Genomic DNA, 21,436 nt, shown 5'->3' with positions numbered 1-21,436 from the left:
CGGCCCACCCGTGCGCCGCGCGCTCGCAGGGCCTGAGCCCCCACGTCTCAGTGCGTGGGGTCGAGCGAGGGCTTCGTCAGCGACGAGCCCTCCGTGACGGGCTTGTCGAACACGTCACCCAGGACGCCGGGCAGGCCTGCCTCCATGGCCTGGAGTCCCACCGCGCCCGTGAGCCAGCGCGCGGCGAACTCCGGGTGGTCCAAGTAGGACTCACGCACGACGAGCGCCGTGGAGACCTCCGCGAGCACATGGTCGTCGACGCGCAGGAACTCCGCCGGCGCGCGGTCCACCTGCCGCTCCCCCAGCACCACGTCCGCCGTCTTCTCATCCAGCACGTGGATGAAGGTGCGGTAGCGGCCAGGCTTCACCGCGACGCCCGGACCGATGATGGACTCCTTGGGCTCCAGCCGCTCCAGCGCGAGCGCCGGCCCAGGACACCCCTGCTCGATGGTAGGCGCCTTGCCACCAAAGCGCGCCGCCTCCCAGTCGGGATGGCCGGACACGGTCCGCAGGCTGGCACCGAGCCGCTCGGTGATGCGGGCGGCGCTGCCACGCAGGGACGCGGACTCCTGCACGCACAGGCGCAGGGCGTCGCGGTTGCTCGTCAGCAGGGCGCTGTGCACGTTGAACTGGGAGGCATCGTCGGGCGCGTGGGTGTCCTCGGGATTGCCACACCGCACCGCGGCCAGGACGACACCGGACATCGCGACCACATGGGCCAACTCACGCAGAGAGAAGCGCTTCATGGGAAAGTTCCTCATGTCGAAGGGATGACGGCGTTCAGTTGGCGCGGTTCGCGATGTTGCGCACGGACACGAAGTCGGACGTCGTCGGGTGCCACACCGGGTCGGTGCACCCGTAGCTCAGGTACAGGTTGTTGTGCATCACGCTGTGCATGCAGTCCCCGTGGTAGCTGGGGTCTCGCAGGCCCACGAGGTGCCCCGTCTCGTGGTTGATGAACTTGCGCGCGCGCTCTCCCATGGCGGCCATCTGCTCCCGCTTCAGGTGCGCGTTCATGTACATGTAGTGCTGGTGCCGCCCGCTGGAGTCCGTCACCGGGTTCACGGCCGTGACACAGGCGTACTGCTCGCCGCCACACAGCGCGGCCCAGGACTCGCGGACGCGGAACTCCAGCTCGATGCGGTTGCGGTCCGCCGTCGCGTACTGGTTGCAGAACTTCTGCGTGCGCCACAGGTCCACGCGCCAGTCCGCCGCGCCATCCCAGACGAGGCTGAAGTCCAGCTTCGCCAACGTCTGCTCGATGAAGGGCGCAATCGTCGCCGCCGGGAGCGCTGAGGTCTCCGACATCACGCAGTACTCTTCGTCCTGCGAACCCGGCCCGCTGCCTCCACCCGCGGGGCCGTCATTGCCATGAATGGTGGCGATGTGAATCTGGTTCCAGCCCGTATGCGAATGTGACGCGTTGGCCGTGGGCACATGGCGGAAACCAACGAAGGCGGCGGTGGCCATCCAACCAGCCAGCATCCAACGCGGAAAGCGCTGGCGAGAGGCGAGCGACTGTTCATCCATGGGGCGTCTCCTGAGGGGTGCGCTGCGGGTGTCCCGGATGGGACGCGCCAAGGACACTGCAGCGGCTGTGCCGCGTGCCGTCCCCCAGGCGCGTCACGCCACCGCGCGGCCGGGACCGGTCACCTGACGCATGGAATGACCACAAAGTGGTCACCGCCGCGATGACCACAGCCGTGGCGCGCCTCCGGCAGCACCTGAGCAACCTGGCCCCCTGACGTGACGCCCGCCGAGCGGCCCGTGAGGCATGGCGGGCCGCTCCTCGCGGGGCATTCGCGCTAGGGTAGGCGCATGACCCTGGCTGTCTGTGTGCGGTGTGGCAACTCGAAGGTGGGCGCCTTCACCCCCTGCGCGGGTTGCGGACTGGACCCCGCCGCCCATGGCACCGAGCGGGAGCTCCAGGCGCGCAGCCTGCTGCTCACGGAGCGCTACCTGCCGGGGGGCGAGCTGGAGGAGCTGGGCCGGAAGATTCGCAAGGGTGAGCCCGTGCCCTACGACGCCGGGCTGCTCGCGCAGATTACCGAGGACCTCCGGACGCAGAAGCTGCCCATCGTCTCCAGGTCATCCCCTGGGTGCTCCGTCGCCCTGTGGGCCGTGGTGGGCGTGCTGCTTGTGCTCGCCGTGGGCTTCCTGCTCATGTCGCGGCTGCGCGGGCCCTGAGAGCGTCGGCGGGCGGGCCGCCGTGGGACACCGGCCTGCACCTGTCCACCCCGAGTGATAGGCTCCAGCGCGCATGGCCAACCAGGACTGGGTGACGCGTCTGCTCACCGGGCGCGCGACGGCGGACAAGCAGCTCAACGTCCACCTCTCCGAGCGCGACGGCGGCAGCCTCCACGACAAGATGCGGCAGGCGTATTGGTGGATTACCAACAACGCCGTCATCTGTCCCTACTACGACCTGGAGTTCGGCGCGTCCGCGTCCCTCAAGACGCCCGCGGGTGACGAGCTCCACCTCCCCGAGGACACCAGCTACAGCTCGTTCGTCCTCATCCCCCTGCTCACCCTCTTCACCTGCCGACGCGCGCTGCTGGTGGGCGGGCCGGGACGCGGGAAGACGACGTCCGCCCTCCTCATGGCCCTGCTGTCCGGCATGGGCCGCGACGAGGTCCACCGCGGCATCCAGCGCGGCCATCCGCAGCTCTCCATCGCGGACCTGCTGGGCGCGCCGCTGCCCTCCGACATGCTCAAGGCGGAGGACTTGTCGGCGGTGAAGGTGAGCTGGCGCAAGTGGATTGGCCAGCGCGTCAAAATCATCGACGAGTACAACCGCATCCCCACCAAGACGCAGTCCGCGCTCCTGTCCCTCATGGCGGAGGGCTACGCGGAGATGATGGACCAGTACGTCTACGCGGGCCGCTCCTCCTGGTTCCTCACCGCCAACGACGACCAGGGCGGCGGCACCTTCCAGGTCATCGAGGCGCTGAAGGACCGCATCGACGTGGTGGTGCGCGCGGTGCCGTTCAACTCGGGGTTCATGGACCAGCTCCTCCAGCGACTGGAGGCCGACAAGTCCCCCGAGGAGCTGCTGCCCCAGGAAGTCGTCTTCACGCCCGGCGAGCTGGAGCGCGCCTACGCCGCCATCCTGGAAGTGGAGGTGCCCAAGGACGTGCTGGAGCGCATCGCCTTCTTCCTGGGGCAGCTCGACTTCTGCCGCATGGCCTCGCCGCGCTTCGAGTTCAAGCACAAGGACACGCTCAAGCTGGCCGGGCAGACGGTGGCCGCGGTGTGCAACGAGCAGTGCCCGTTGGACAAGAAGGTCCACCTCTGCACGCAGACGGAGAACGGCGTCAGCGTGCGCGCGTACCAGACCATCCTCCACTTCGCGAAGGCCATGGCCTTCTTCCGCGGCCACGCCGCCGTGGAGCTGGAGGACTTCCGGCAGATTGCCCCCTGGGTGCTGCACGAGAAGCTGGTGCCCAACCCGCGCAGCGCCTTCTTCGAGGTGAAGGGCCACCGCATGCTCCTCCAGGACCGCGTGGCCTGGCTGCGGAACATGTTCGACATGGCCATGGGCCACTACGACACGCACGAGCCCATCCGGCGCAAGGTGACGGCGCTGCGCCAGGAGCTGGACAAGGGCCTGTCCGGCGTGGACCTGCGCACCACCGAGAAGCGCATGAACCGGGTGACGGTGCTGATGAAGGAGCTGCTCACGCGACACGAGCTGTCCGGCCCCGTCTACGAGGACGTCATCCACCTCAAGTCCCTCTACAGCCGCTACCGGAACTACGCGACGTGGCTGAAGGAGAACCCGGGCGGCCGCCCATGAGCACCTTCACCGACGAGTTGGAAGCCAATGCCCGCGCCCGGTTCGTGCGCTGGGACTCCACCCTGTGGCGTGAGCTCACCGGCGGCGCCGCGCAGCGGCTGGGACAGTCCCTGCTCGAGGCGGGGACGCCAGCGGCGGAGGGTGAGGAGCTGCTGCGCGCCTACCTCCAACTGGGCGCGGAGGCCATTGGCCTGGGCTACCTGTATCCCGCGAGCGCGGGCCGGCAGAACTTCTTCACCCTGGCGTGGTCGGACCTGCTGCCCCGCCTGCTGGCCGCCGTGCCCACGAAGGAGCGCTCGCAGGTGTTCGCCCAGCTGTGGAACCTGGGGGAGAACCTGGAGTCCGCGCCGCCGTGGGTGCAGCGCATCTTCTGGCGCGTGGGCCGGGAGCTGACGTCGCTCCAGGACATCGAGGCGCGGCTGCGGGAGACGTCCGCCGCGGCCCTGGAGCCGCCCGACGCGCCGCTGGCCGCGCGGGCCCAGGCGCACTGGGTGGACCTGTCGAAAGAGGACAGCCGCTTCCTCCCCGGCGCGATGCACTTCCTGTCCCCCACCGTGGTGTGCGTGCATGACCGGCACCGTCAGGCCGTGGCGGGCCGCGACGCGGCCACACAGGGCATCTGGCTGGCCCAGACGCCCGTCAGCCTGGGCGCCATGGGCTGCCGCGAGGCGCCGGAGCAGACCCGCGTGGAGAGTCCCCATCTGGACGAGGCGCTGCGGGAGGACCCGCGCGCGGACGCGTGGTTCGCCACCCTGTCCAATGACTGGCGGGTGACGGCCACGCTGCACACCTCCCAGCACGTGCTGGTGTTCGTCCCGGCATGAGTCCGCCGCCGCGCATCACCCGCGAAGACGTGGCCACGGGCTGGCGCGACGCGCTGGCGCTTTGGGACGTGCGCGTGCAGCTCAGCCCACCCGAGCCGCACGTGGCCTTCCATCCCGACGAGAGCCACGCCCAGGAGCCGCTCGCGTACATCGACCTGGTGAAGCGCCAGGTCTTCGTCAACTTCAAGCTCCTGGAGGCCATGGAGGCCACTGGCAGCCTCACGGCCGTGCTGGCGCATGAAGTCGGTCACCACGCGCGCTTCCCGCACACGCTGGGCTGGGACGCGGAGCTGCGCGTGCAGGAGCAGCGGCTGGTCCCCGGCCTGAAGCAGTCCCTCACCAACCTCTTCTACGACTTGCAGGTGAATGAGGTGGTGGGCCGCACGCACGCGGACGCGCTGTGCGCGGTGTACCGGGGCTTCCAGCGCGTGCAGGGCGGCGAGGTGTCGCCGCTGTTCTTCTTCTACCTGGCCATCTACGAGGAGCTGTGGGGCCTGCCCCCTGGGGAGCTGGTGCCCGCCGCGCAGCTCGAGGCGATGGAGCAGCGCTACCCCGGCGTTCGCGCCGAGGCGCGCATGTTCGCGCAGACCTTCTACGCGCTGCCCAACGGCAAGCTCCAGTTCCTCTACTTCTGCGCCACCTTCATCCGCTACATCGAGCAGCCCGCGGACCTGGAGTTCAGCCTGCCGCTGGGCGGGGACGTCTCCGTGCCGGACGTGGACGACCTGGATGCCGCCATCCACGGCAGCAGCCGCTGGGACGACGCACTGCAGGAAGCGGAGGAGCAGGGCTGGCTGGAGCCCCTGAGCACCCGCGCGAAGGAGAAGGACGAACTGGACTCCATCCACCGCGTCACCGAGCACCTGCCCGGCAAGCAGGGCGGGACGCTGCGGCGGGCCCTGGTGGCGAAGCACTATCGGCGGCTGGTGGACCGGCACATCTTGAAGCTCCCCACGGCGCCGTCCCAGCCGGAGCCCTACCTGCGCACCACGCCCCAGGCGTGGGAGTACGGCGACGACCCGTCCAGCATCGACTGGACGTTGACGGTGCTGTCCCAGGGCCACCTGGCCGCGGTGTCCCCGCTGCGCCGCGAGCTGGAGGCGGACCTGCCGCCCCCGTCCGAGCTGGGCGCGCCGTCCGTGGAAATCTACCTGGACACCAGCGGCTCCATGCCCAACCCGGAGCTGAGCCTCAACGCGATGACGCTGGCGGCCCAGGTGCTGTCCGCCTCCGCGCTGAGGAAGAAGGCCACGGTGCGCGGCATCGTGTACTCGCACGGCAACCCGCGGGTGTCGCCATGGATGTACGACGAGGAGACGGCGCGCGACTTCCTGCTGAGCTACATCGGCGGAGGCACGCTGTTCCCCTTCGACGTGATGGACGCGCTGTCCCGCGAGCGGCCCGACGCGCTGCGCATCATCATCTCCGACAGCGACTTCCTGATGAACGTCACCGCGGAGAAGCCCCTGGCGCCGGTGCTGGAGTCCATCCGGCGCTCGCGCCTCGTGGTGGCCATCCTCGCGGTTCCCGACGAGCTCCGCGCACGGCAGGCGCTGGCGCCGCTGCTGCGCGAGCGCCGCTTCCGGCTGGTGGTGGTGCGCTGGCCCTCCGACTTCGCGAAGGCCGCCGCCGACCTCGCCCAGGCATTGCTGGAGAATTGAATCCCATGGCTTTCGACATCCGCGAGATTCAGACGCAGCTCGAAGCAGCCCCCATCGTGTCGCCGTATTCGCATGACCTGGCGCTGGCCATCCTCTGCGACACCTTCCGGCTCGCGAAGGTCCGCCCCCCGTCCCGCGCGGACTGGGGCGCCATGGAGGACAAGGCCCGCTCCCCGCTGTGGCGAGAGCAGGTGGTGATGCTCGCGCACGTGCTGGTGTCCTCGGCGTTGCGGCAGGAGACGGTGCAGGTGCTGCAGCAGAACGACGACGCGACGACGCTCCTGCAGCGCTTCTTCCAGGACGTGGCCCCGCTGACGGCGGAGATGATTCGCTCCAACACCTTCCGCCGCGAGGAGTTCATTCGCAAGTGGGTGCGCGTCGTGGGCGGGAAGTGCACGGGCGAGTCGCCGAAGGGCTCCGTCGCGCGCATCGAGCAACTGGACTACCGCAAGGCGGAAGCGGAGATGCGGCGCGCGGAGGAGGCTCGGAAGAAGGAGGCGGACAAACGCCAGCAGGCCCTGCGCGAGGCGGAGCAGCGCGCCACGGAGGCGCGTGGGTGGCGGGAGTGACGAACGTCCTGGCCGCGGACCTGCGCGTCGCGCCTCGCGCGAACATCCGCCGGGACACCTCCTCGCAGCGCCCCCACATCCCCTGGGCGGAAGCCATCGCCGAGGGCCTGACCCGCTTCGCCTCCCTGGCCGACGAGGACGCGGCGCGCGCGGACCTGGACGCCCGGTTGTCCGGCCTGCGCGACGCGCTGCGGGACTCGCCGTACCACGCCCGGAGGCTCCACGCGGCGGGCCTCCACCCGGGTGACCTCCAGACGCTGGACGACCTGCGCCACCTGCCCTTCCTGGACCGTGAGGCCCTGGCCGCGAACTGGGACGCGGTGCCCACGCCGCCGTCGGACGCCGACGAGTGCGTGGTGGTGAAGAGCTCCGGGTCCATCGGTGCGCCGGTGAACGTGGTGAGGGACCGGCGCGACTGCCTGCACATGTGGGCCGTGCTGCGCTTCCTCGTGACGCGCGTGGGAGCGGCGCTGCCTCCGCATCCGCGGGTGGTGCTGCTGGACGCGCTGCCGGGCGGGCTGGAGTACTCGGTGCGCCTGCCCATCCTCCACGACGGCGCGCTGCACCGAATCTCCGTCCTGCGCGAGGACGCGCTCCAGCGCCTGCGCCGCGTGCGCCCCGCCGTGCTCTTCTCCGACCCGGAGGGCCTGCGGTGGCTGGCGGCCCAGCCCGGCGTGCCCACGCCCCGGTTGGTGCTCACCTCCGCGCAACACCTGCCCGCCGGCCTGCGCGAGGAGTTGGCGAACGCGGTGCCCGCGCCTGTCCTCAACTATTATGCAACAACGGAGACGGGCCCCCTGGCCTGGGAGTGCCCGAGGCCCGAGGCGCCGGGCCGCTTCCACGTCCTGGCCCCGGATGTCTGGCTGGAGCCCGGGCTGGACGAGGTGGTGGTGACACGGCTGCGTCCCAGCGTGCTGCCGCTCTTGCGCTACCTCCCGGGCGACGCGGGCAGCGTGCGGCGTGACGCCTGCGCCTGTGGCTTTCACGGGTGGACGCTGGAGCACTTCGGCGGACGCGGGGCCTGCCACTTCGTCACGCCTTCGGGCCGGGAGGTGGACGCCTGGGCGCTGGCCTGGGTGTTCAAGCACCATGCGCTGCGTGGCTTCCGGCTGACACAGGTGGACGTCTCGCACTTCCGGTTGGAGCTGGCGGGCGCGAGCCCTTCGGACGTTGCGCCACTGCGCGAGCGGCTTGCCGGCGCCTTGCGGAACCTGGGTTGGACACAGCCGAGCCTGGACGTGTGTCACGTGGAGGTATCGGCGCTGGCCGCGGGCACCAAGCCACAGCCGTTCCGCCGGCTGCGTTGAGCAGCCGTGCACGGCAGGGCGGCGAGCAAGATGTCATGCAGTGGGTTCCGATGCTTACGTGAGAAGTGCGCGGTCCCTCCCCGGGGGTATGCAGCGGCCGGGAGCCCGCCCTTGGCCATGCACGCACGTCCGGAACGACATCACCCACGCTGGGCTTCACGCGCCGGACGTTATGGCGTCGCGCTGCTCGCCTTTGGCGCGGCGTGGCTCATCCAGGCGAGCGTGGCACCGTTCCTCCCCGCCACCCCCTTCCTGTTCTTCTTCGGCGCGGTGATGGTGGCCGGCTGGTGGGGCGGCTGGGGCCCCGCCATGGCGACGACGCTCCTGTCGGCAGTGGTGGTGGACTTCTACTTCCTGAAGCCGCTGCTCGACGAGTCGCCTGGCGCGGGAAGGGCTGTCTCGCTAACGGCCTTCGCGGTGCTCTCGCTGCTGATGACGAAGCTGAATGTCATGCTGCGCAGGGCCAACGCGGAGCGGGCGCGGCTGCTGGAGCGGGAGCGGGCGGCCCGAAGCGAGGCGGAGGCCGGACAGGCGCGGCTCCTCACGCTCTTCCAGGACGCGCCCGCGGGCATCATCCTCATGCGTGGCCCCCGGCACGTCTATTCCTTCTCCAACACGATGAACAACGCGCTGATGGGGACGGACAAGCTGGAGGGCCGGGAGGCTCGCGAGGCCGTGCCCTGGGCGGAGACACGGGGCCTCATCAGCCTGATGGACGAGGTCTACCGCACCGGCGTCCCTTTCGCGGGCAACGCGGTGCCGTTCCCTCGCGAGCTCCCCAACGGGGAGACACAGGAGACGTATCTCAACATCGTGTATCAGCCCACGCGGAACGAGCAGGGCGAGGTCGACGGCATCGTCGGCTTCGGGTTCGACGTGACGGACCTGGTCCGGGCCCGGCAGCGCGCCGAGGCCCTGACGCACGAGCTCCAGCAGGCCGAGGCGCGTGACTGGCTCCTCGCGGAGTCGGGCGCGGTGCTGGCGTCGTCGCTCGACGACGAGGCGACGCTGCGGAACACGGCGAAGCTGGTGGTGCCCACCTTCGCGGACTGGTGCCTCGTCGACGTGGCGGTGACAGACGGGACGTTCCGGCGGCTGGAGGCGGCGCACTTCCGGCGCGAGGACGACGCGCTGGCGGAGGACATCCTCCGCTTCGGGATGCAGCCCAGCGGCAATCCGGGGCATCCCCCCACGGGCGCCTTGCTGAAGGCGGAGACGGTTCACCTCGAGCGGTTGACCCGGGAGCGGATTCACGCGCTCGCACACAACGCGGCGCACGCCCGGGTGATGGAAGCGATGGGGCCCAACTCCCTCATCTCCGTGCCCTTGATTGCGCGCGGACAGGTGTTGGGGGTGCTCAGCTTCATCCACTCCTACTCCGGCCGGCATTACTCGACGTCGGACCTGGCGTTCGCCAAGGAGCTGGCACACCGGGCCGCGCTCTCCCTGGAGAATGCCCGGCTCTATGCGGAGGCTCGGGAGGCCATCCGCCTGCGCGACGAGTTCATGTCCATTGCCAGCCACGAGCTGAAGACGCCGCTCACCCCGCTGAGCCTGAAGCTCCAGGCGCTCGCGCGCGAGCTGGCCCGCAACCCGGGCCCGGTTCCGCGCGACCTGGTGGAGCGCTACGTGGTGGTGGGCGCACGGCAGGTGCAGAAGCTGGCGGAGCTGGTGGGCGATCTGCTCGACGTGTCGCGCATCTCCGCGGGGCGGCTCTCGCTGGAGATGGAGGAGCTGGAGCTGGGGTCGCTCGTCCGGGACGTCGTCACCCGGTATGAGCCCCAGGCGGCGCGCACCGGCTCCTCCTTGCTGCTGGAGGCGGGCGACTTCTACATCGTGGGCCGGTGGGACCGGCTGCGCCTGGAGCAGATCATCACCAACCTGGTGGACAACGCCGTGAAGTACGGCGACGGCAAGCCCATCCACGTGCGCCTGGAGCCGCATGACGGCGGAGCGCGGCTGACGGTGCGGGACGAGGGCATCGGCATCGCGCCCGAGCACCTGCCCCGCCTCTTCGGCCGCTTCGAGCGCGCCGTGTCGGAGCGCAACTACGGGGGCCTGGGTCTGGGCCTGTACATCACCCGCACGCTGGTGGAGGCCATGGGCGGCCGGGTCCACGTGGAGAGCACGCTGGGGCGGGGCTCCACCTTCACCGTGGGGCTGCCCAGCAATCTGGGCGCGGAGCAGGCCCTCCGTGCCCCCCTGATTGACGATTCCAGACTCGAAGGTCATGCGAGGCCGGGAGGCACCAGTTAGAGGGGCGTCACCACGAGGAAGGAGCGAGGGACATGGAGACTCGGAAGCTGGGAAGGCAGGGCCCCACCGTTTCGGCGCTGGGCCTGGGCTGCATGGGGATGTCCGACTTCTACGCGGGCAGGGATGACGCGGAGTCGGAGGCCACGCTGCTGCACGCGCTGGAGCGGGGCATCACCTTCTTCGACACCGCCGACATGTACGGCTCGGGCGCCAACGAGACGTTGGTGGGCCGGGTGCTCAAGCCGCACCGGGCGAACGTCGTGCTGGCGACGAAGTTCGGCATCGTCCGCGACCCGGCGGACCCGCAGAAGCGCGGCATCAACGGGCGGCCGGAGTACGTGAAGCAGGCGTGCGAGGCCAGCCTGCGCCGGCTGGGCGTGGACGTCATCGACCTGTACTACCTGCACCGGCTGGACGCGCAGACGCCCATCGAGGACACGGTGGGCGCCATGGCGGAGCTGGTGCGCGAGGGCAAGGTGCGCTTCCTCGGCCTGTCGGAGGTGGACGCGGACACGCTGCGCCGTGCGTCGAAGGTGCATCCCATCAGCGCGCTCCAGAGCGAGTACTCGCTGTGGAGCCGTGAGCCGGAGGACGGCGTGCTCCAGGCGTGCCGCGAGCTGGGCGTGGGCTTCGTCCCGTACAGCCCGCTGGGACGCGGCTTCCTCACGGGGCAAATCAAGCGCTTCGAGGACCTGGCGCAGGACGACTACCGCCGCTTCTCGCCTCGCTTCCAGGGGGAGAACTTCACGCGCAACCTGGAACTGGTCGGCCACATCGAGCGGCTGGCACGGGAGAAGGGCTGCACGCCGGCGCAGCTCGCGCTCGCGTGGGTGCTGGCCCAGGGGAAGGACCTGGTGCCCATCCCCGGCACCAAGCGCCGCAAGTACCTGGATGAGAACCTGGGCGCGCTGGAGGTGACGCTCACGGACCAGGACGTGGCCGCCATCAACGCCGTCGCGCCTCCGGGCGTCGCCGCGGGTGGGCGCTATCCGCCGTCCATGCAGTCCTCGCTCCCCAAGGCGTCCCAGCCGCGCGCCCGGTGAGGTGACCTTCAGCCTCGAATGCGAGGGAGCTGGGCGTGCGGCTGCCACGCGCCGTCGCCGCCCAGGCAGTAACGGCAGGTGGCCAGCGGCGTCTCCCGTTCGAGGTAGCCGAGCAGCTGGCCCACCAGGTCCGGCGTGCCCAGCGGCACGCCGTCGAGCTCGCCCAGCGCGGGCAGCTCCGGGTACGTGCCGCCGAGCACCGTCGCCACATGCGGCGGGCGCGTGCAGGCGTAGAAGCGGCCCGCGTGGACCAGGTGACAGCGGACCTTCAGCCAGCAGCGCGCGTGGATGCCTCGCACGACGTCCTCGGAGTCGTGCGGCGCCTCCGGCGTGAGCTGCTGGAAGGCGTCGATGCGCTTCACCGTGAGGAAGACGCCGTGCTGCTCGCAGCGCTCGGTGATGCGGGCGATGGAGCGCTCCGGCAGCGGCGCGGAGGTGTAGACGGACAGGGTCATCCGGTCCAGGCGCTCGTAGACGGCGTCAGGGGCGCTCTGGGCGAGGAAGCCGTTGGTGGTGACGGACACCTGCGGGGAGATGCCCGAGGCGCGCACGACGTCCAGCACCGCTGGCAGGTCGGGGTGGAGGAAGGGCTCGCCGCCGGTGAGCTTGAAGACGTTGGGCCGGAGGGCTCGGGCCAGCTGGCGCAAGTCATGGCCCAGGGCAGCGGGGTCCACGGACCAGGCAGGCAGGTGCGGCGACAGCGGGCAGCACTGCACGCAGCGCAGGTTGCAGTGCGTGGCGACATGCGTCTCCAGGGACCAGGTGAGGATGCGTCCGTCTTGGAGCTCGTAGCGCACGGCGGGACTATACGAGGTTGCCCGACGCCCCTGGCGCTTGTCACAGTGCCCGCGTGTCTCACGCTTCCGGCGGAATGCTCGCCACCCTGCCCCGCTATCAGTCATCGGCGCGTCTGGCGCCGTCCGTGTGGCGGCTCCATCCTCCGGGTCTGTCACCGGAGGCCGTCGCCGCCTTCCTGCGCCATGCGCTGCCTGCCGACAGCAGCGTGTTCCAGGGCGTGCACCGGGTTCCTGGCGCCTTGCCTCGCGTGCGTCGGAGCGCGGGGACGCCGGAGACGCGCGAGGATGAGGACCGGCTTGCGGAGCGGCTCGTGGCCGCGCTGGCGGACAGCGTAGGCAAGTACCTGGCGGCGGGCGCGGTGGACGTGAGCCTGAGCGGCGGCGTGGACAGCGCCGCGTTGTGCGCCCTGGCCGCGCGGCGGGCTCCCGGGCGCGTGCGCGCCTGGACCATGGATGTCCACTTCGCGGATGCCACGGAGCGGCGGAATGCCCGGACGGTGGCGAGGACGACGGGCGTCGAGCTGGTGGACGTGTCCATCCCGGACGCCGTGCTCCCGGAGCTGTTCGAGCCCGCCGTCCTGAGCCAGGAGACGGCCATCCTCAACGCCCGCGCCGTGGCCAGCCATGCCTTCTACGCGGAGGCCCGACGGCAGGGCGCCTCCGCGTTGCTGAGCGGCGCGGGCGCGGATGAGGTGCTCATGGGCAACCCGGCGGCGCTCACGGGTGCGGCGGCCCGTGTGAGGGAGGACCGGCGCCTCGCGAACGAGGTGCTGCGCGCGGGGCCTGTGGACAACTTGGGGGTGGATCAGCGGGCCCTCCGCCTTCCCTGGGACGCGGGGCTGGCCTCCCATGACGAGGATCACCCCGAAGAGGTCCGCTACGCGGCCTGGGTGCTGTGGGAGCTGGTGCTGCCTCCCGAGCTCCGGAGCGCGCGCGCACACCGCGTGAACGTGTGCACGCCCTACCTGGACGCGGACTTCGCGGACGTGGCGCTGGGGCTCCCCTTGGACGCGCTCGCGCGGCATGGGGCCGGCAAGTGGCTCTTCCGGCACGCGGTGCACACGCTGGTGCCGGACGAGGTCCGGTGGGCCCGGAAGACGCCGCGTTATGCGCACACCGCGCTCTCCAGCCCCGTCCGCGCGCGCTGGCTGGAGCTGTACCGGGAATGGCTCACACCGGTCCGGCTGGCGCCGTTGGAGGTCGTCGACCCGGGCGCGACCCGGGCCCTGCTGGAGCGCTCCGCACGTCTGGCCGCCGACGCTCCCGAGGCGAGTGTCATGGACCGGCTGTTGATGCGGTTGTGCTCCCTCGCCATGCTCCACGCCCACGCCAGCGCCCATCCCCCATGTCCCGAATCCTGATTGCCACCTCCCCCGAGAAGGGCCACCTCAACCCCATGGCCGGCGTCGCGCAGTGGCTGCGCCGCATGGGCCACCCCGTGGGCTGGCTGTGCATCCCCGAGCCCGCGCCACAGCTCGAACGGCTGGGCGTGGAGGTGCTGGCGTTGCCTCACGTCGAGGCGCCCGTGCCGGCCATCGAGACGGGCGGCGAGGCGCTCGCGCGGTTGGTGCTCGATGAAGCGGCGCTGGGGCGGTGGATTCGCGGCCTGTTGATTGACGCCGTGCCCTCGCTGCTGGCGCCGGTGCGCGAGGCCGTCGAGCGCTTCCGTCCGGACGTCATGGCCCTGGATGGCATGCAGTACGCCGCCGTGCTGGCCGCCCATGACTTGCAAATCCCCTGGGCGGGCGTGTCCTCCGCGCTGTCACTGCTGGAGCCGCCCATCGACTACGGCCTGCGCCGCAACGTGCGCGCGCTGGCCGACGAGCGGCAGGCCCTGTTCGCCCGCCACGGCTTCGAGGCCCGCTTCCGCAACTGTGAGTGCCTGTCGCCGGACCTCAACGTCATCTTCGCCACCGAGGCCTTCCTGGGCTCCGATGCGGGGCTGCCTCCCGCCACCCACCTGGTCGGACCTTCACGGCCTCCCGAGGCGCGCGGTGACGAGGTGGACTTCCCGTGGGAGCGGCTGGGCACCAGGCCCGTGGTGTACGTGTCCTTCGGCAGCCAGATTTCGTGGCAGCCGGATTTGTTTCAGACGATTGCCGAGGCCGCCGCGCCCCTGGGCGTCACCTTGGTGCTCAGCGCGGGTGAGCTGGCTGATACAGATTTTGTTCACGACCTTCCCGGGGACGTGGTCGCTGTGTCATACACACCGCAGCGACAACTGTTATCGCGAGTCTCCGTGCTCGTGTCTCACGGCGGCGCCAACTCCGTCATGGAGGCGCTGACCGAAGGCGTTCCGATGCTGCTCCTGCCCGTCTGCAACGACCAGCCCATCCAGGCGCACTTCCTGGCGAAGTCGGGCGCGGGACTGGTGCGGGCGCCGCGCTCGCTCTCCGTGGAGGACTGCCGCGAGGCGCTGCGACAGCTGCTGGAGCCGGGCACGGCGCTGCGACAGCGGGTGGCCGACATCGCCGCGTCCTACCAGGCACGGGACGGCGCGAAGGACGCCGCTGAACGCATCCTCCGACTCGTGGCGTGAGCGATTGCATGCGTGACTGGGACGTGTGGCGACTGGTGTTGCCGGGTGTGTCGCCGCTGGAGGTGTGGAACCTGCCCGTGATGGGGCGCGAGCTGTGGGAGTTGCTCGGGGCGCCTCGCGTGGACGCGGACCGTCGCGCGGGGGTTCCTGAGTCAGCGCTCGCAGGCCGGCTGGGCCCGGCGCTCGCGGTGGCGCTGTCCACGCTGGTGAAGCGACACGCGGTGGAGGCCGTGTGGCTCAGTGGCGGATTGGTGTGCCTGGAGGGCTTCGGCGCCATGCTCTCGCACGTCGCCACCGCGCTTCCTTGCCCTGTGTACATGGCGGAGCGTCCCCTCTTCGCGCCGGCCCAGGCGGGCCTGCGCCTGCTGGCGCCGCTCGCGCCCGCGCAGCCGGTCGCGCTCGACGTGGGCCAGACGGGCATCAAGTGCGTGAGTCACACAGCGGCACCGCGCATCTTCGAGCGCGATACGGCGCTGCTGCCCCGGTACTTCATCGGCATGGCGCGGCCTCCGGACGGGCGTCATGTGCAGGCGGCGGTGGCGTTCATCGCGAGCGCCCTGCGCGTGTTCTCGGCACAGGCTCCCGATGCCTTGTGCCTCGCGCTGCCGTGTCCGCTGGACGCTTCGCTCATCCCTGGGGGCTGCACCTACGGCTGGGAGGGCCACGCGTCGCTGGTGGCGGACATCCTCCAGGCGGCCCTGGGGAACGAGGGCCGCGGCGGTACGGCGCTGGTGCTCAATGACGCGGAGCTGGCCACGGAGGCCGCGCGGAGGGATTCGCGGCTGGCGAACCACTCACGCGTGTTGTGCCTCACGCTGGGCTTCGGGCCGGGTGGCGCGTTGCTGGAACGGCGGTAAGCGGGCGCTCGCCCAGGCTCATAGCGGCGTGCGGATGAAGCGAGCAGGCGGAGTCTGTTGAGTGAGGAGGTACCACCTGCCATGTCCGGTACGTATTCGCTCGACCTGCGCGAACGTTTCATCACAGCCTGGCACGCGCGCTATCGCCCGTTGCTTCATGCTCGGCGATGCCGGGGTGCGCCGCTACCTCGCTCGCTTCGAGGCAACCGGCAGCGACGGTGCGCGTCCCCGTGGAAACGGGGCGCCTCGCAACATGGACGCGGCGGGCGAAGAGGTGCCGTGGCGCCGGTGTCCGAGCACCCCTCCGCCACCGATGAGGCGTTGGCACGCGTGGATACCCTGCCGTCCCGACTTCAGCCCCATCGAGCTGGCATGAAGCAAGGCCAAGGCGCTGCTGCGCAAGGGGCGGCTGCGCACCCGCTCCGGGTTGCATCAGGGCACCCCGCCCGCCTGGCGGCCATTTCTGCGCGCGACGCAGCCGGAGAGCTCGCCCACCGCGGCGACGCCATCGCTCAGCCCTTTTGGGCTGCGCCATGAGGCGAAGCGCCCCGAGGTCCGGGACGCACCTGGGCAGCTCGCTGTTCGGAAATGTCGGGACATTTCGCGGCGCAAAACCCCCGACATTTCCGAACAGCGAGCTACGGGAGTGACTCCGCCCTGCGTGGCGCTCGCGCAGCCCACGGACGACACGCCGCGGAGGGTTCGCCCATCGCAGCGACTCCATTGCTCAGCACGTTTGAGCTGCGCGATCAGTGCAGGTCCAGTTCCTTCTTGGGCGCGATGTCGGGGCGCTGCTTCGTCACCAGCGCCTTCGCGGTGCTGAAGAGCACCTTGAGCTTTCCGCCCGCGGGGTGGACGTACTCGGCGTGCTCGGGCGTGAAGCGCAGCAGGGCGATGTCTCCCTCGTCCGGGCCCTGGGGAAACCAGGGCTTCCAGCCGGGCTCCCACAAGTCATGGATGGTCCTCCGGTCGCGGACGATTTCCACCACGCCCGATACGGAGAGATATGTGGCGCTGTCCTCCGTCGCGTGGAAGGCCAGCGCGCAGTGCGGGTCCGACTCCAGGTCCTGCACCTTCTGCGTGTCCGTCCAGGTGGCGAACCAGAGCACGGTGCCGGACTTGTGCTTCTTCGCCACCGCCATGGGCCGCGTGTGGAAGTGTCCGTCCGCGCCACGGGTGGTGAGCAGGGCGGTGTCATGGCCCTTCAGCAGCTCCTCGAACTCCCGGCGGTCTCCCTGGATGGCCCCCCGCGGCTGATTCATCGTGCGCTCGCCTGTCTCTTCCATGGGGCTGACCTTTCGTTCGCCATCGTGAAGTTCCTGGAGAACGTAGGGACGCGAGGGCCGTGGGGAAGCAGCAGGGCTGGAGGCGCGTGGACCGCTCACATGGTGGGCCGGTCGCCGCAGCGCGGGCAGTCCCCATATCCCAACGGCCTCGCCTCCGGCCTGGACCTGGTAGCCTGGCGGGGTTGACGAACCAGGACATCGACTGGCCCATCCGGGTCGCCGCCATGAACGCACTGCAACACCTGGTGCGCCAGCATGGCGAGGTGCTGTCCTGGGACGTCATCGACCGAGGCTTCACGTACCAGGGCGAGACGCTGAACTTCGCCAACCGCGCACGCGGCATCTTCTGGCCTCGCCACATGCGCGAGACGGCGCTGTCCATCAAGACGACCGTGCCTCGCCAGGGCCGAGAGGCGCGCTACGACGACCTTCGCTCGAACGAGGGCTTCCAGTACCGGTTCCAGGGCACGGACGTTGCGTCTCGCGACAACCGACGCCTCGTGCGGGGCATGGAATGGGATGTCCCGCTCATCTACTTCTACGGCATCGAGCCGGGCGCCTATCGGCCCATCTGGCCTGTCTACATCTCCGAGGCCAATCCAGCCGAACTGAGCTTCACCGTCGTCTCCGCCGCGCCAGACGCGGAGGTGCTGGCGCCGGGGCTCCACGCGGCGGACCCGAAGCTCTTGAGCCTGGAGCGTCGCTACGCCACGGTCCAGATGAAGAAGCGGCTGCATCAAGCCGCCTTCCGTCAGCACGTGCTGCGCGCCTATTCGCAGCGGTGCGCGGTATGCCGGTTCCCCAGGCCGGAGTTGCTGGACGCGGCACACATCCTCCCGGACCGGGACGAGCGCGGCAGGCCAGAGGTCTCCAACGGCCTCTCGCTCTGCAAGCTCCACCATGGGGCCTTCGACACGGACCTGCTGGGCATCCGCCCTGACGGCATCATCGAAATCGCGCCACGGCTGCTCGCCGAGCGCGACGGGCCCACGTTGGAGTACGGGCTCAAGGGCTTCGCCGGAAAGGCGTTGAGCATCCTGCCGGAGGCGCCTGCCCACCGGCCGCGCCGTGAGTACCTGGAAGCGCGCTACGAGCGCTTCCGCGAGGCAGGCTGACCCCAAGGCGAGGTGACCTCCCTGAATGGGGAGGCTCCTGGCCTGGCTCAGGCCACGCCGCTGCCCGGCGTCCGGCCCTGCGCGTCCGGCATCTTCCCCTGGAGCAGGATGTTGTCGCCCCGGCAGAGGCTCTTGTAGGACCACACCCAGAACGAGTCTCCAGGACGTGACTCCTGGAGATACTCGTCCAGCACGTCGGCATCGTCACAGATGAAGCGGTGCGGGGCGCGCGTCTCCCGGTAGAAGCGGTGCTCGATGATGAGCGGGCTTTCGTTCGCCAGCATCTCCCGCAGGCGGCTCAACGTCTCCGGGTCGGTGATGCGCGAGCCTTCGAGAGTCCACGCGTCCATGGTGCGGTGCCGCGCCTTTCTTCCCACGAGCTTGAAACGGGCCCGGAGGATGATAGCGGATGACTGCCCACGTCATAGCCGCGCGTCTTGCGATGGCGCCGGACGGTGCTCGGTGAAGAGTTCGTCCTCGTAGCACCAGGCCCACTCCTCCCCCGGCTCGAAGGACTGGACGACGGGATGCGCCGACTGCTGGAAGTGCTTCGTCGCGTGCCGGTTGGGCGAGGAATCACAACATCCCACATGGCCACAGCTCAGGCAGCGACGCAGGTGCACCCAGCTCGCTCCCATGGCCAGACATTCCTCGCAGCCCCGCGAGCGCGGAGGCGGGTCTCCGGCCTGTTGGATGTGCTCGCAAATCGGCTCCATGTGACACCTCCGTGTGACTGGGGCGACCCAGCGCCCTCCACAGCGTAGGCACTGGGTGCGGGGTCCTTCAGTGAGCACCAGCCAGGATGGCGAGCCACCGGAGGCACGTCCCCACCCTGCCGTGACGGATGGCGTGCGCGGAGCCCCGGGTGCACGGTAGAGTCCCATGGCCACCACCGCCCCCGACACCTCCGTCGCCTATGACAGTCCTCGCGGCCGGGGCGTGCTGCTCGCCAGCGTGCTGGGCAGCGGCATGGCGTTCCTCGACTCCACCGCCGTCAACGTCGCCCTGCCCGCCATGGGCCGCGAGCTGCACACGGGCCTGTCCGGTCTCCAATGGGCCGTGGACGCGTATCTGCTCACGCTCGGCTCCCTGGTGCTCACAGGGGGCGCGCTCGGCGACGCGAAGGGCCAGCGCCGCGTCTTCCTGCTGGGCATGCTCGTCTTCACCGTCACATCGGTGTTGTGCGGGCTGGCGCCCAACACCTGGACGCTGGCCGCATTCCGCGCGGCGCAGGGCGTGGGCGCCGCGCTGCTGGTGCCCGCGAGCCTCGCCTTGCTGCGCACGTCGTTCCCGCCTCATGACCGGCAGCGCGCCGTGTCCGCCTGGGCCGGGCTGTCCGGCGTCACCACGGCCGTGGGGCCGCTGCTGGGCGGGTGGCTCGTGGACGCGGGCTCATGGCGCTTCGTCTTCTTCCTCAACGTGCCCCTGGCCGCGCTCACCGCCTGGGCGGCGCTGCGGTTCGTGCCGGACATCGCTCCGAAGACAGGGGCGCGCGGGCTGGATGTCGCGGGCTCGGTGACGGCGGCGCTCGGGCTGGGCGGCCTCATCTACGCGCTCATCGAAGGCCCCGCCCATGGCTGGCCCCTGGCGGCCATCGTCGCCGCGGCCGGAGGCGCCGTCCTGCTGGCCGCGTTCTTCGTCCTGGAGGCGCGGCAGCGGGAGCCGATGCTGCCGCTCACCCTCTTCCACTCGCGCACGTTCTCCGGCGCGAACCTCACCACGCTCGTCGTGTACTTCGCGCTCGGAGGCGCCACCTTCCTGGTGGTGCTCGCCCTGCAGCAGCAACTCGGCTATTCGGCGCTCGGCGCGGGCGCGGCGCTGCTCCCCATCACGCTGATGCTGCTCCTGTTCTCACCTTCGGTGGGGCGGCTCGCGGGGCACATCGGCGCACGTCCGTTGATGACGGCGGGGCCGCTGCTCGCGGGCGTGGGGCTGGCGCTCCTGACGCGCATCCAGCGCGGAGGTGACTACGTCAGCACCGTGCTCCCCGGCATCGGGGTGCTGGGGCTGGGGCTGGCGCTCACCGTCGGTCCGCTCACGGCAGTGGTGCTCGGCGCCGTCGAGGACCGCCACGCGGGCATCGCCTCCGGCGTGAACAACGCCGTGGCCCGCATCGCCGGCTTGCTGGCGGTGGCGCTGCTGCCGCTGCTGGGCGGCCTCGCCGGCGACGCCAGCGTGGACTTCCTGGTGGGCACACGGCGCGCGCTCTGGGTGTCCGCTGGCCTGTGCGCCGTGGGCGCGCTGTGCTCGCTGCTCACAATTCCTCGCGAGGCGGGGCGGACGACCTCCACTCGGCAGGAGCACGGGACGGACGGGCCTTAGCGCACCGCCCGGTCCAGCAAGCACCCATGACGTCGCCTCTGCCCCGGACTGGCTTGTTCTCGGCCTTGCCGGGGTGCGGACCGTCCCCAGGCTCGCCGCTCAATGGCGTCCGTGGTCGTCACTCAGCGGAGGTGCCTCACGCGCCGGCTCGGTGCCCTTCTGAGCGCCGTAGCCGCCGATGCCCTTCTGGAGGATGCGGTCTTCGCCCACGTCTTCGTCCGTCACGTCGCCTCGCACCGGGCCACGCTGATGCCGCGCCTCTCGCTCCAACTCTTCCGGGCGCGTCGTGTCCATCCGCTCGTCGCCCCGTACCGGGCTGCCCTTGTTGTCGGCCATGGTCGTTTCCCCTTTCGGAGGGAAAGGTCCGAACCGCCCTTGGACGGAGCAAGGCACCTGCCATGGCGCCGTTGCCCGCCGCTCAAGCAGAAGGCCCCCAGCCGAGCCAGCACTAGCTCTTGTACTTCACCGAGCAGCCGTAAGGCGTGGTGGTGCTGGCCGGGACCTGCTGGCCACCCACCACCGCGTCCACCGCCGTCTTCACGTGGTTGGCCGGCTTGGCGTTCTTGCCGCGCGGGTCATCGTCAATGGCGCCCGCGTAGCGGACGACGCCCTTCTCATCGATGACGTACATGTGCGGCGTCGTCTTCGCGCCGTAGGACTTGCCCACCGTGCCGCTCGCGTCCTGGAGCACCGGGTAGGGGAAGCCCTCATCCTTCTTCCACGCCGCGGACTTCTCCGGCGTGTTGTGCGCGGTGGAGTCCACCGCCAGCCACACGACCTTCTTCGCGTCGAAGCCCTTCAGCGTGGTGGCCATCGTGTCGTTCTTGTAGTGCCGCTGAACGAAGGGGCACTCGGGGTTGGTCCACTCCAGGACCACGACCTTGCCCTTGTACTGCGCCAGCGTGTGCTCCTTGCCGGACTCGTCCTTCAGCGTGAAGGTCGGCGCGGGCTTGCCTACTTCCGCGTCGGCGAGGGCGGGCGCCCCCGTGAACAACGTGCCCAGCGCGAGTGCGGTGAAGACCTGCTTCATGGCGTTGCTCCAGAGTGTTGGGGACTTCGGGGAA

Annotated in this window: 21 protein-coding genes; 13 read left to right on the top strand and 8 right to left on the bottom strand. The window is 70.4% G+C overall.

Features of this window, described 5'->3' with window-relative positions; translation table 11 throughout:
* Positions 1-47: 47 nt before the first annotated feature.
* Entirely contained in the window at positions 48-746 is a 699-nt protein-coding gene (locus G4D87_RS05300; protein WP_163779594.1) for a hypothetical protein, read from the bottom strand.
* Between the two features lie 34 nt (positions 747-780).
* Positions 781-1,530, bottom strand: coding sequence for a hypothetical protein (locus tag G4D87_RS05295; RefSeq protein ID WP_240358027.1), 750 nt, complete (start codon positions 1,528-1,530; stop codon positions 781-783).
* A gap of 288 nt (positions 1,531-1,818) precedes the next feature.
* Here G4D87_RS05295 and G4D87_RS05290 point away from each other — a divergent pair, with 288 nt between their 5' ends.
* From G4D87_RS05290 to G4D87_RS05255, 8 genes are all read left to right on the top strand, one after another.
* Positions 1,819-2,187, top strand: coding sequence for a hypothetical protein (locus G4D87_RS05290; protein WP_163779592.1), 369 nt, complete (start codon positions 1,819-1,821; stop codon positions 2,185-2,187).
* Positions 2,188-2,260: 73 nt separating this feature from the next.
* Positions 2,261-3,796, top strand: a complete 1,536-nt coding sequence (locus G4D87_RS05285; protein ID WP_163779590.1) for a MoxR family ATPase — start codon at positions 2,261-2,263, stop codon at positions 3,794-3,796.
* Positions 3,793-4,620 (top strand): hypothetical protein, encoded by an 828-nt coding sequence (locus G4D87_RS05280; RefSeq protein WP_205507431.1) that lies wholly within the window; start codon positions 3,793-3,795, stop codon positions 4,618-4,620. Before G4D87_RS05285 ends, G4D87_RS05280 begins: the two co-directional genes overlap by 4 nt.
* Positions 4,617-6,281 carry a vWA domain-containing protein gene (locus G4D87_RS05275; RefSeq protein ID WP_163779586.1) on the top strand — a complete coding sequence of 555 codons (1,665 nt, stop codon included), beginning with the start codon at positions 4,617-4,619 and terminating at the stop codon, positions 6,279-6,281. The genes G4D87_RS05280 and G4D87_RS05275 overlap by 4 nt, the downstream gene beginning before the upstream one ends.
* Positions 6,282-6,286: 5 nt before the next feature.
* Positions 6,287-6,850, top strand: a complete 564-nt coding sequence (locus G4D87_RS05270) for a hypothetical protein (RefSeq protein ID WP_205507430.1) — start codon at positions 6,287-6,289, stop codon at positions 6,848-6,850.
* Positions 6,838-8,157: a phenylacetate--CoA ligase family protein gene (locus tag G4D87_RS05265; RefSeq protein ID WP_163779583.1), complete on the top strand. Its 1,320-nt coding sequence runs from the start codon at positions 6,838-6,840 to the stop codon at positions 8,155-8,157. The genes G4D87_RS05270 and G4D87_RS05265 overlap by 13 nt, the downstream gene beginning before the upstream one ends.
* Positions 8,158-8,274: 117 nt before the next feature.
* Entirely contained in the window at positions 8,275-10,413 is a 2,139-nt protein-coding gene (locus tag G4D87_RS05260) for a PAS domain-containing sensor histidine kinase (protein WP_163779581.1), read from the top strand.
* A gap of 32 nt (positions 10,414-10,445) precedes the next feature.
* Positions 10,446-11,456: an aldo/keto reductase gene (locus tag G4D87_RS05255; RefSeq protein WP_163779579.1), complete on the top strand. Its 1,011-nt coding sequence runs from the start codon at positions 10,446-10,448 to the stop codon at positions 11,454-11,456.
* 8 nt (positions 11,457-11,464) lie between these two features.
* On the opposite strand, the gene G4D87_RS05250 is transcribed toward G4D87_RS05255, so the two are convergent.
* Positions 11,465-12,253: a radical SAM protein gene (locus G4D87_RS05250; RefSeq protein WP_163779577.1), complete on the bottom strand. Its 789-nt coding sequence runs from the start codon at positions 12,251-12,253 to the stop codon at positions 11,465-11,467.
* A gap of 53 nt (positions 12,254-12,306) precedes the next feature.
* On the opposite strand from G4D87_RS05250, the gene G4D87_RS05245 reads away from it, so the two are divergent.
* The 3 genes from G4D87_RS05245 to G4D87_RS05235 are packed head-to-tail and all read left to right on the top strand — an operon-like array spanning position 12,307 to position 15,649.
* Positions 12,307-13,614, top strand: a complete 1,308-nt coding sequence (locus G4D87_RS05245; RefSeq protein WP_163779575.1) for an asparagine synthase-related protein — start codon at positions 12,307-12,309, stop codon at positions 13,612-13,614.
* The gene (locus G4D87_RS05240; RefSeq protein WP_163779573.1) at positions 13,599-14,792 is read left to right on the top strand and encodes a glycosyltransferase; all 1,194 of its coding nucleotides are present in this window, start codon (positions 13,599-13,601) and stop codon (positions 14,790-14,792) included. The genes G4D87_RS05245 and G4D87_RS05240 overlap by 16 nt, the downstream gene beginning before the upstream one ends.
* A gap of 8 nt (positions 14,793-14,800) precedes the next feature.
* Positions 14,801-15,649 (top strand): ROK family protein, encoded by an 849-nt coding sequence (locus tag G4D87_RS05235; RefSeq protein ID WP_240358026.1) that lies wholly within the window; start codon positions 14,801-14,803, stop codon positions 15,647-15,649.
* Between the two features lie 749 nt (positions 15,650-16,398).
* On the opposite strand, the gene G4D87_RS05230 is transcribed toward G4D87_RS05235, so the two are convergent.
* Positions 16,399-16,935 (bottom strand): pyridoxamine 5'-phosphate oxidase family protein, encoded by a 537-nt coding sequence (locus G4D87_RS05230; protein ID WP_163779569.1) that lies wholly within the window; start codon positions 16,933-16,935, stop codon positions 16,399-16,401.
* Between the two features lie 224 nt (positions 16,936-17,159).
* On the opposite strand from G4D87_RS05230, the gene G4D87_RS05225 reads away from it, so the two are divergent.
* The gene (locus tag G4D87_RS05225) at positions 17,160-18,050 is read left to right on the top strand and encodes an HNH endonuclease (RefSeq protein ID WP_240358025.1); all 891 of its coding nucleotides are present in this window, start codon (positions 17,160-17,162) and stop codon (positions 18,048-18,050) included.
* 47 nt (positions 18,051-18,097) lie between these two features.
* On the opposite strand, the gene G4D87_RS05220 is transcribed toward G4D87_RS05225, so the two are convergent.
* Positions 18,098-18,400 carry a hypothetical protein gene (locus tag G4D87_RS05220; protein ID WP_163779566.1) on the bottom strand — a complete coding sequence of 101 codons (303 nt, stop codon included), beginning with the start codon at positions 18,398-18,400 and terminating at the stop codon, positions 18,098-18,100.
* Between the two features lie 72 nt (positions 18,401-18,472).
* A complete protein-coding gene (locus tag G4D87_RS05215; protein WP_163779564.1) occupies positions 18,473-18,766 on the bottom strand; it encodes a UBP-type zinc finger domain-containing protein in 294 nt (97 codons plus the stop codon).
* Positions 18,767-18,932: 166 nt separating this feature from the next.
* On the opposite strand from G4D87_RS05215, the gene G4D87_RS05210 reads away from it, so the two are divergent.
* Entirely contained in the window at positions 18,933-20,372 is a 1,440-nt protein-coding gene (locus G4D87_RS05210; protein WP_163779562.1) for an MFS transporter, read from the top strand.
* A 99-nt stretch (positions 20,373-20,471) separates the two neighbouring features.
* On the opposite strand, the gene G4D87_RS05205 is transcribed toward G4D87_RS05210, so the two are convergent.
* Together G4D87_RS05205 and G4D87_RS05200 are read right to left on the bottom strand one after the other, a co-directional pair.
* Positions 20,472-20,708: a hypothetical protein gene (locus G4D87_RS05205; RefSeq protein ID WP_163779560.1), complete on the bottom strand. Its 237-nt coding sequence runs from the start codon at positions 20,706-20,708 to the stop codon at positions 20,472-20,474.
* A gap of 112 nt (positions 20,709-20,820) precedes the next feature.
* Positions 20,821-21,402 carry a thioredoxin family protein gene (locus G4D87_RS05200; protein WP_163779558.1) on the bottom strand — a complete coding sequence of 194 codons (582 nt, stop codon included), beginning with the start codon at positions 21,400-21,402 and terminating at the stop codon, positions 20,821-20,823.
* Positions 21,403-21,436 lie beyond the last annotated feature (34 nt).

The organism is Myxococcus vastator (assembly GCF_010894475.1).
In the GTDB taxonomy this organism is placed as follows: Bacteria; Myxococcota; Myxococcia; order Myxococcales; family Myxococcaceae; genus Myxococcus; species Myxococcus vastator.
Note: the sequence above shows the minus strand (reverse complement) of the source record. Positions and strands in the feature narration are given on the sequence as shown.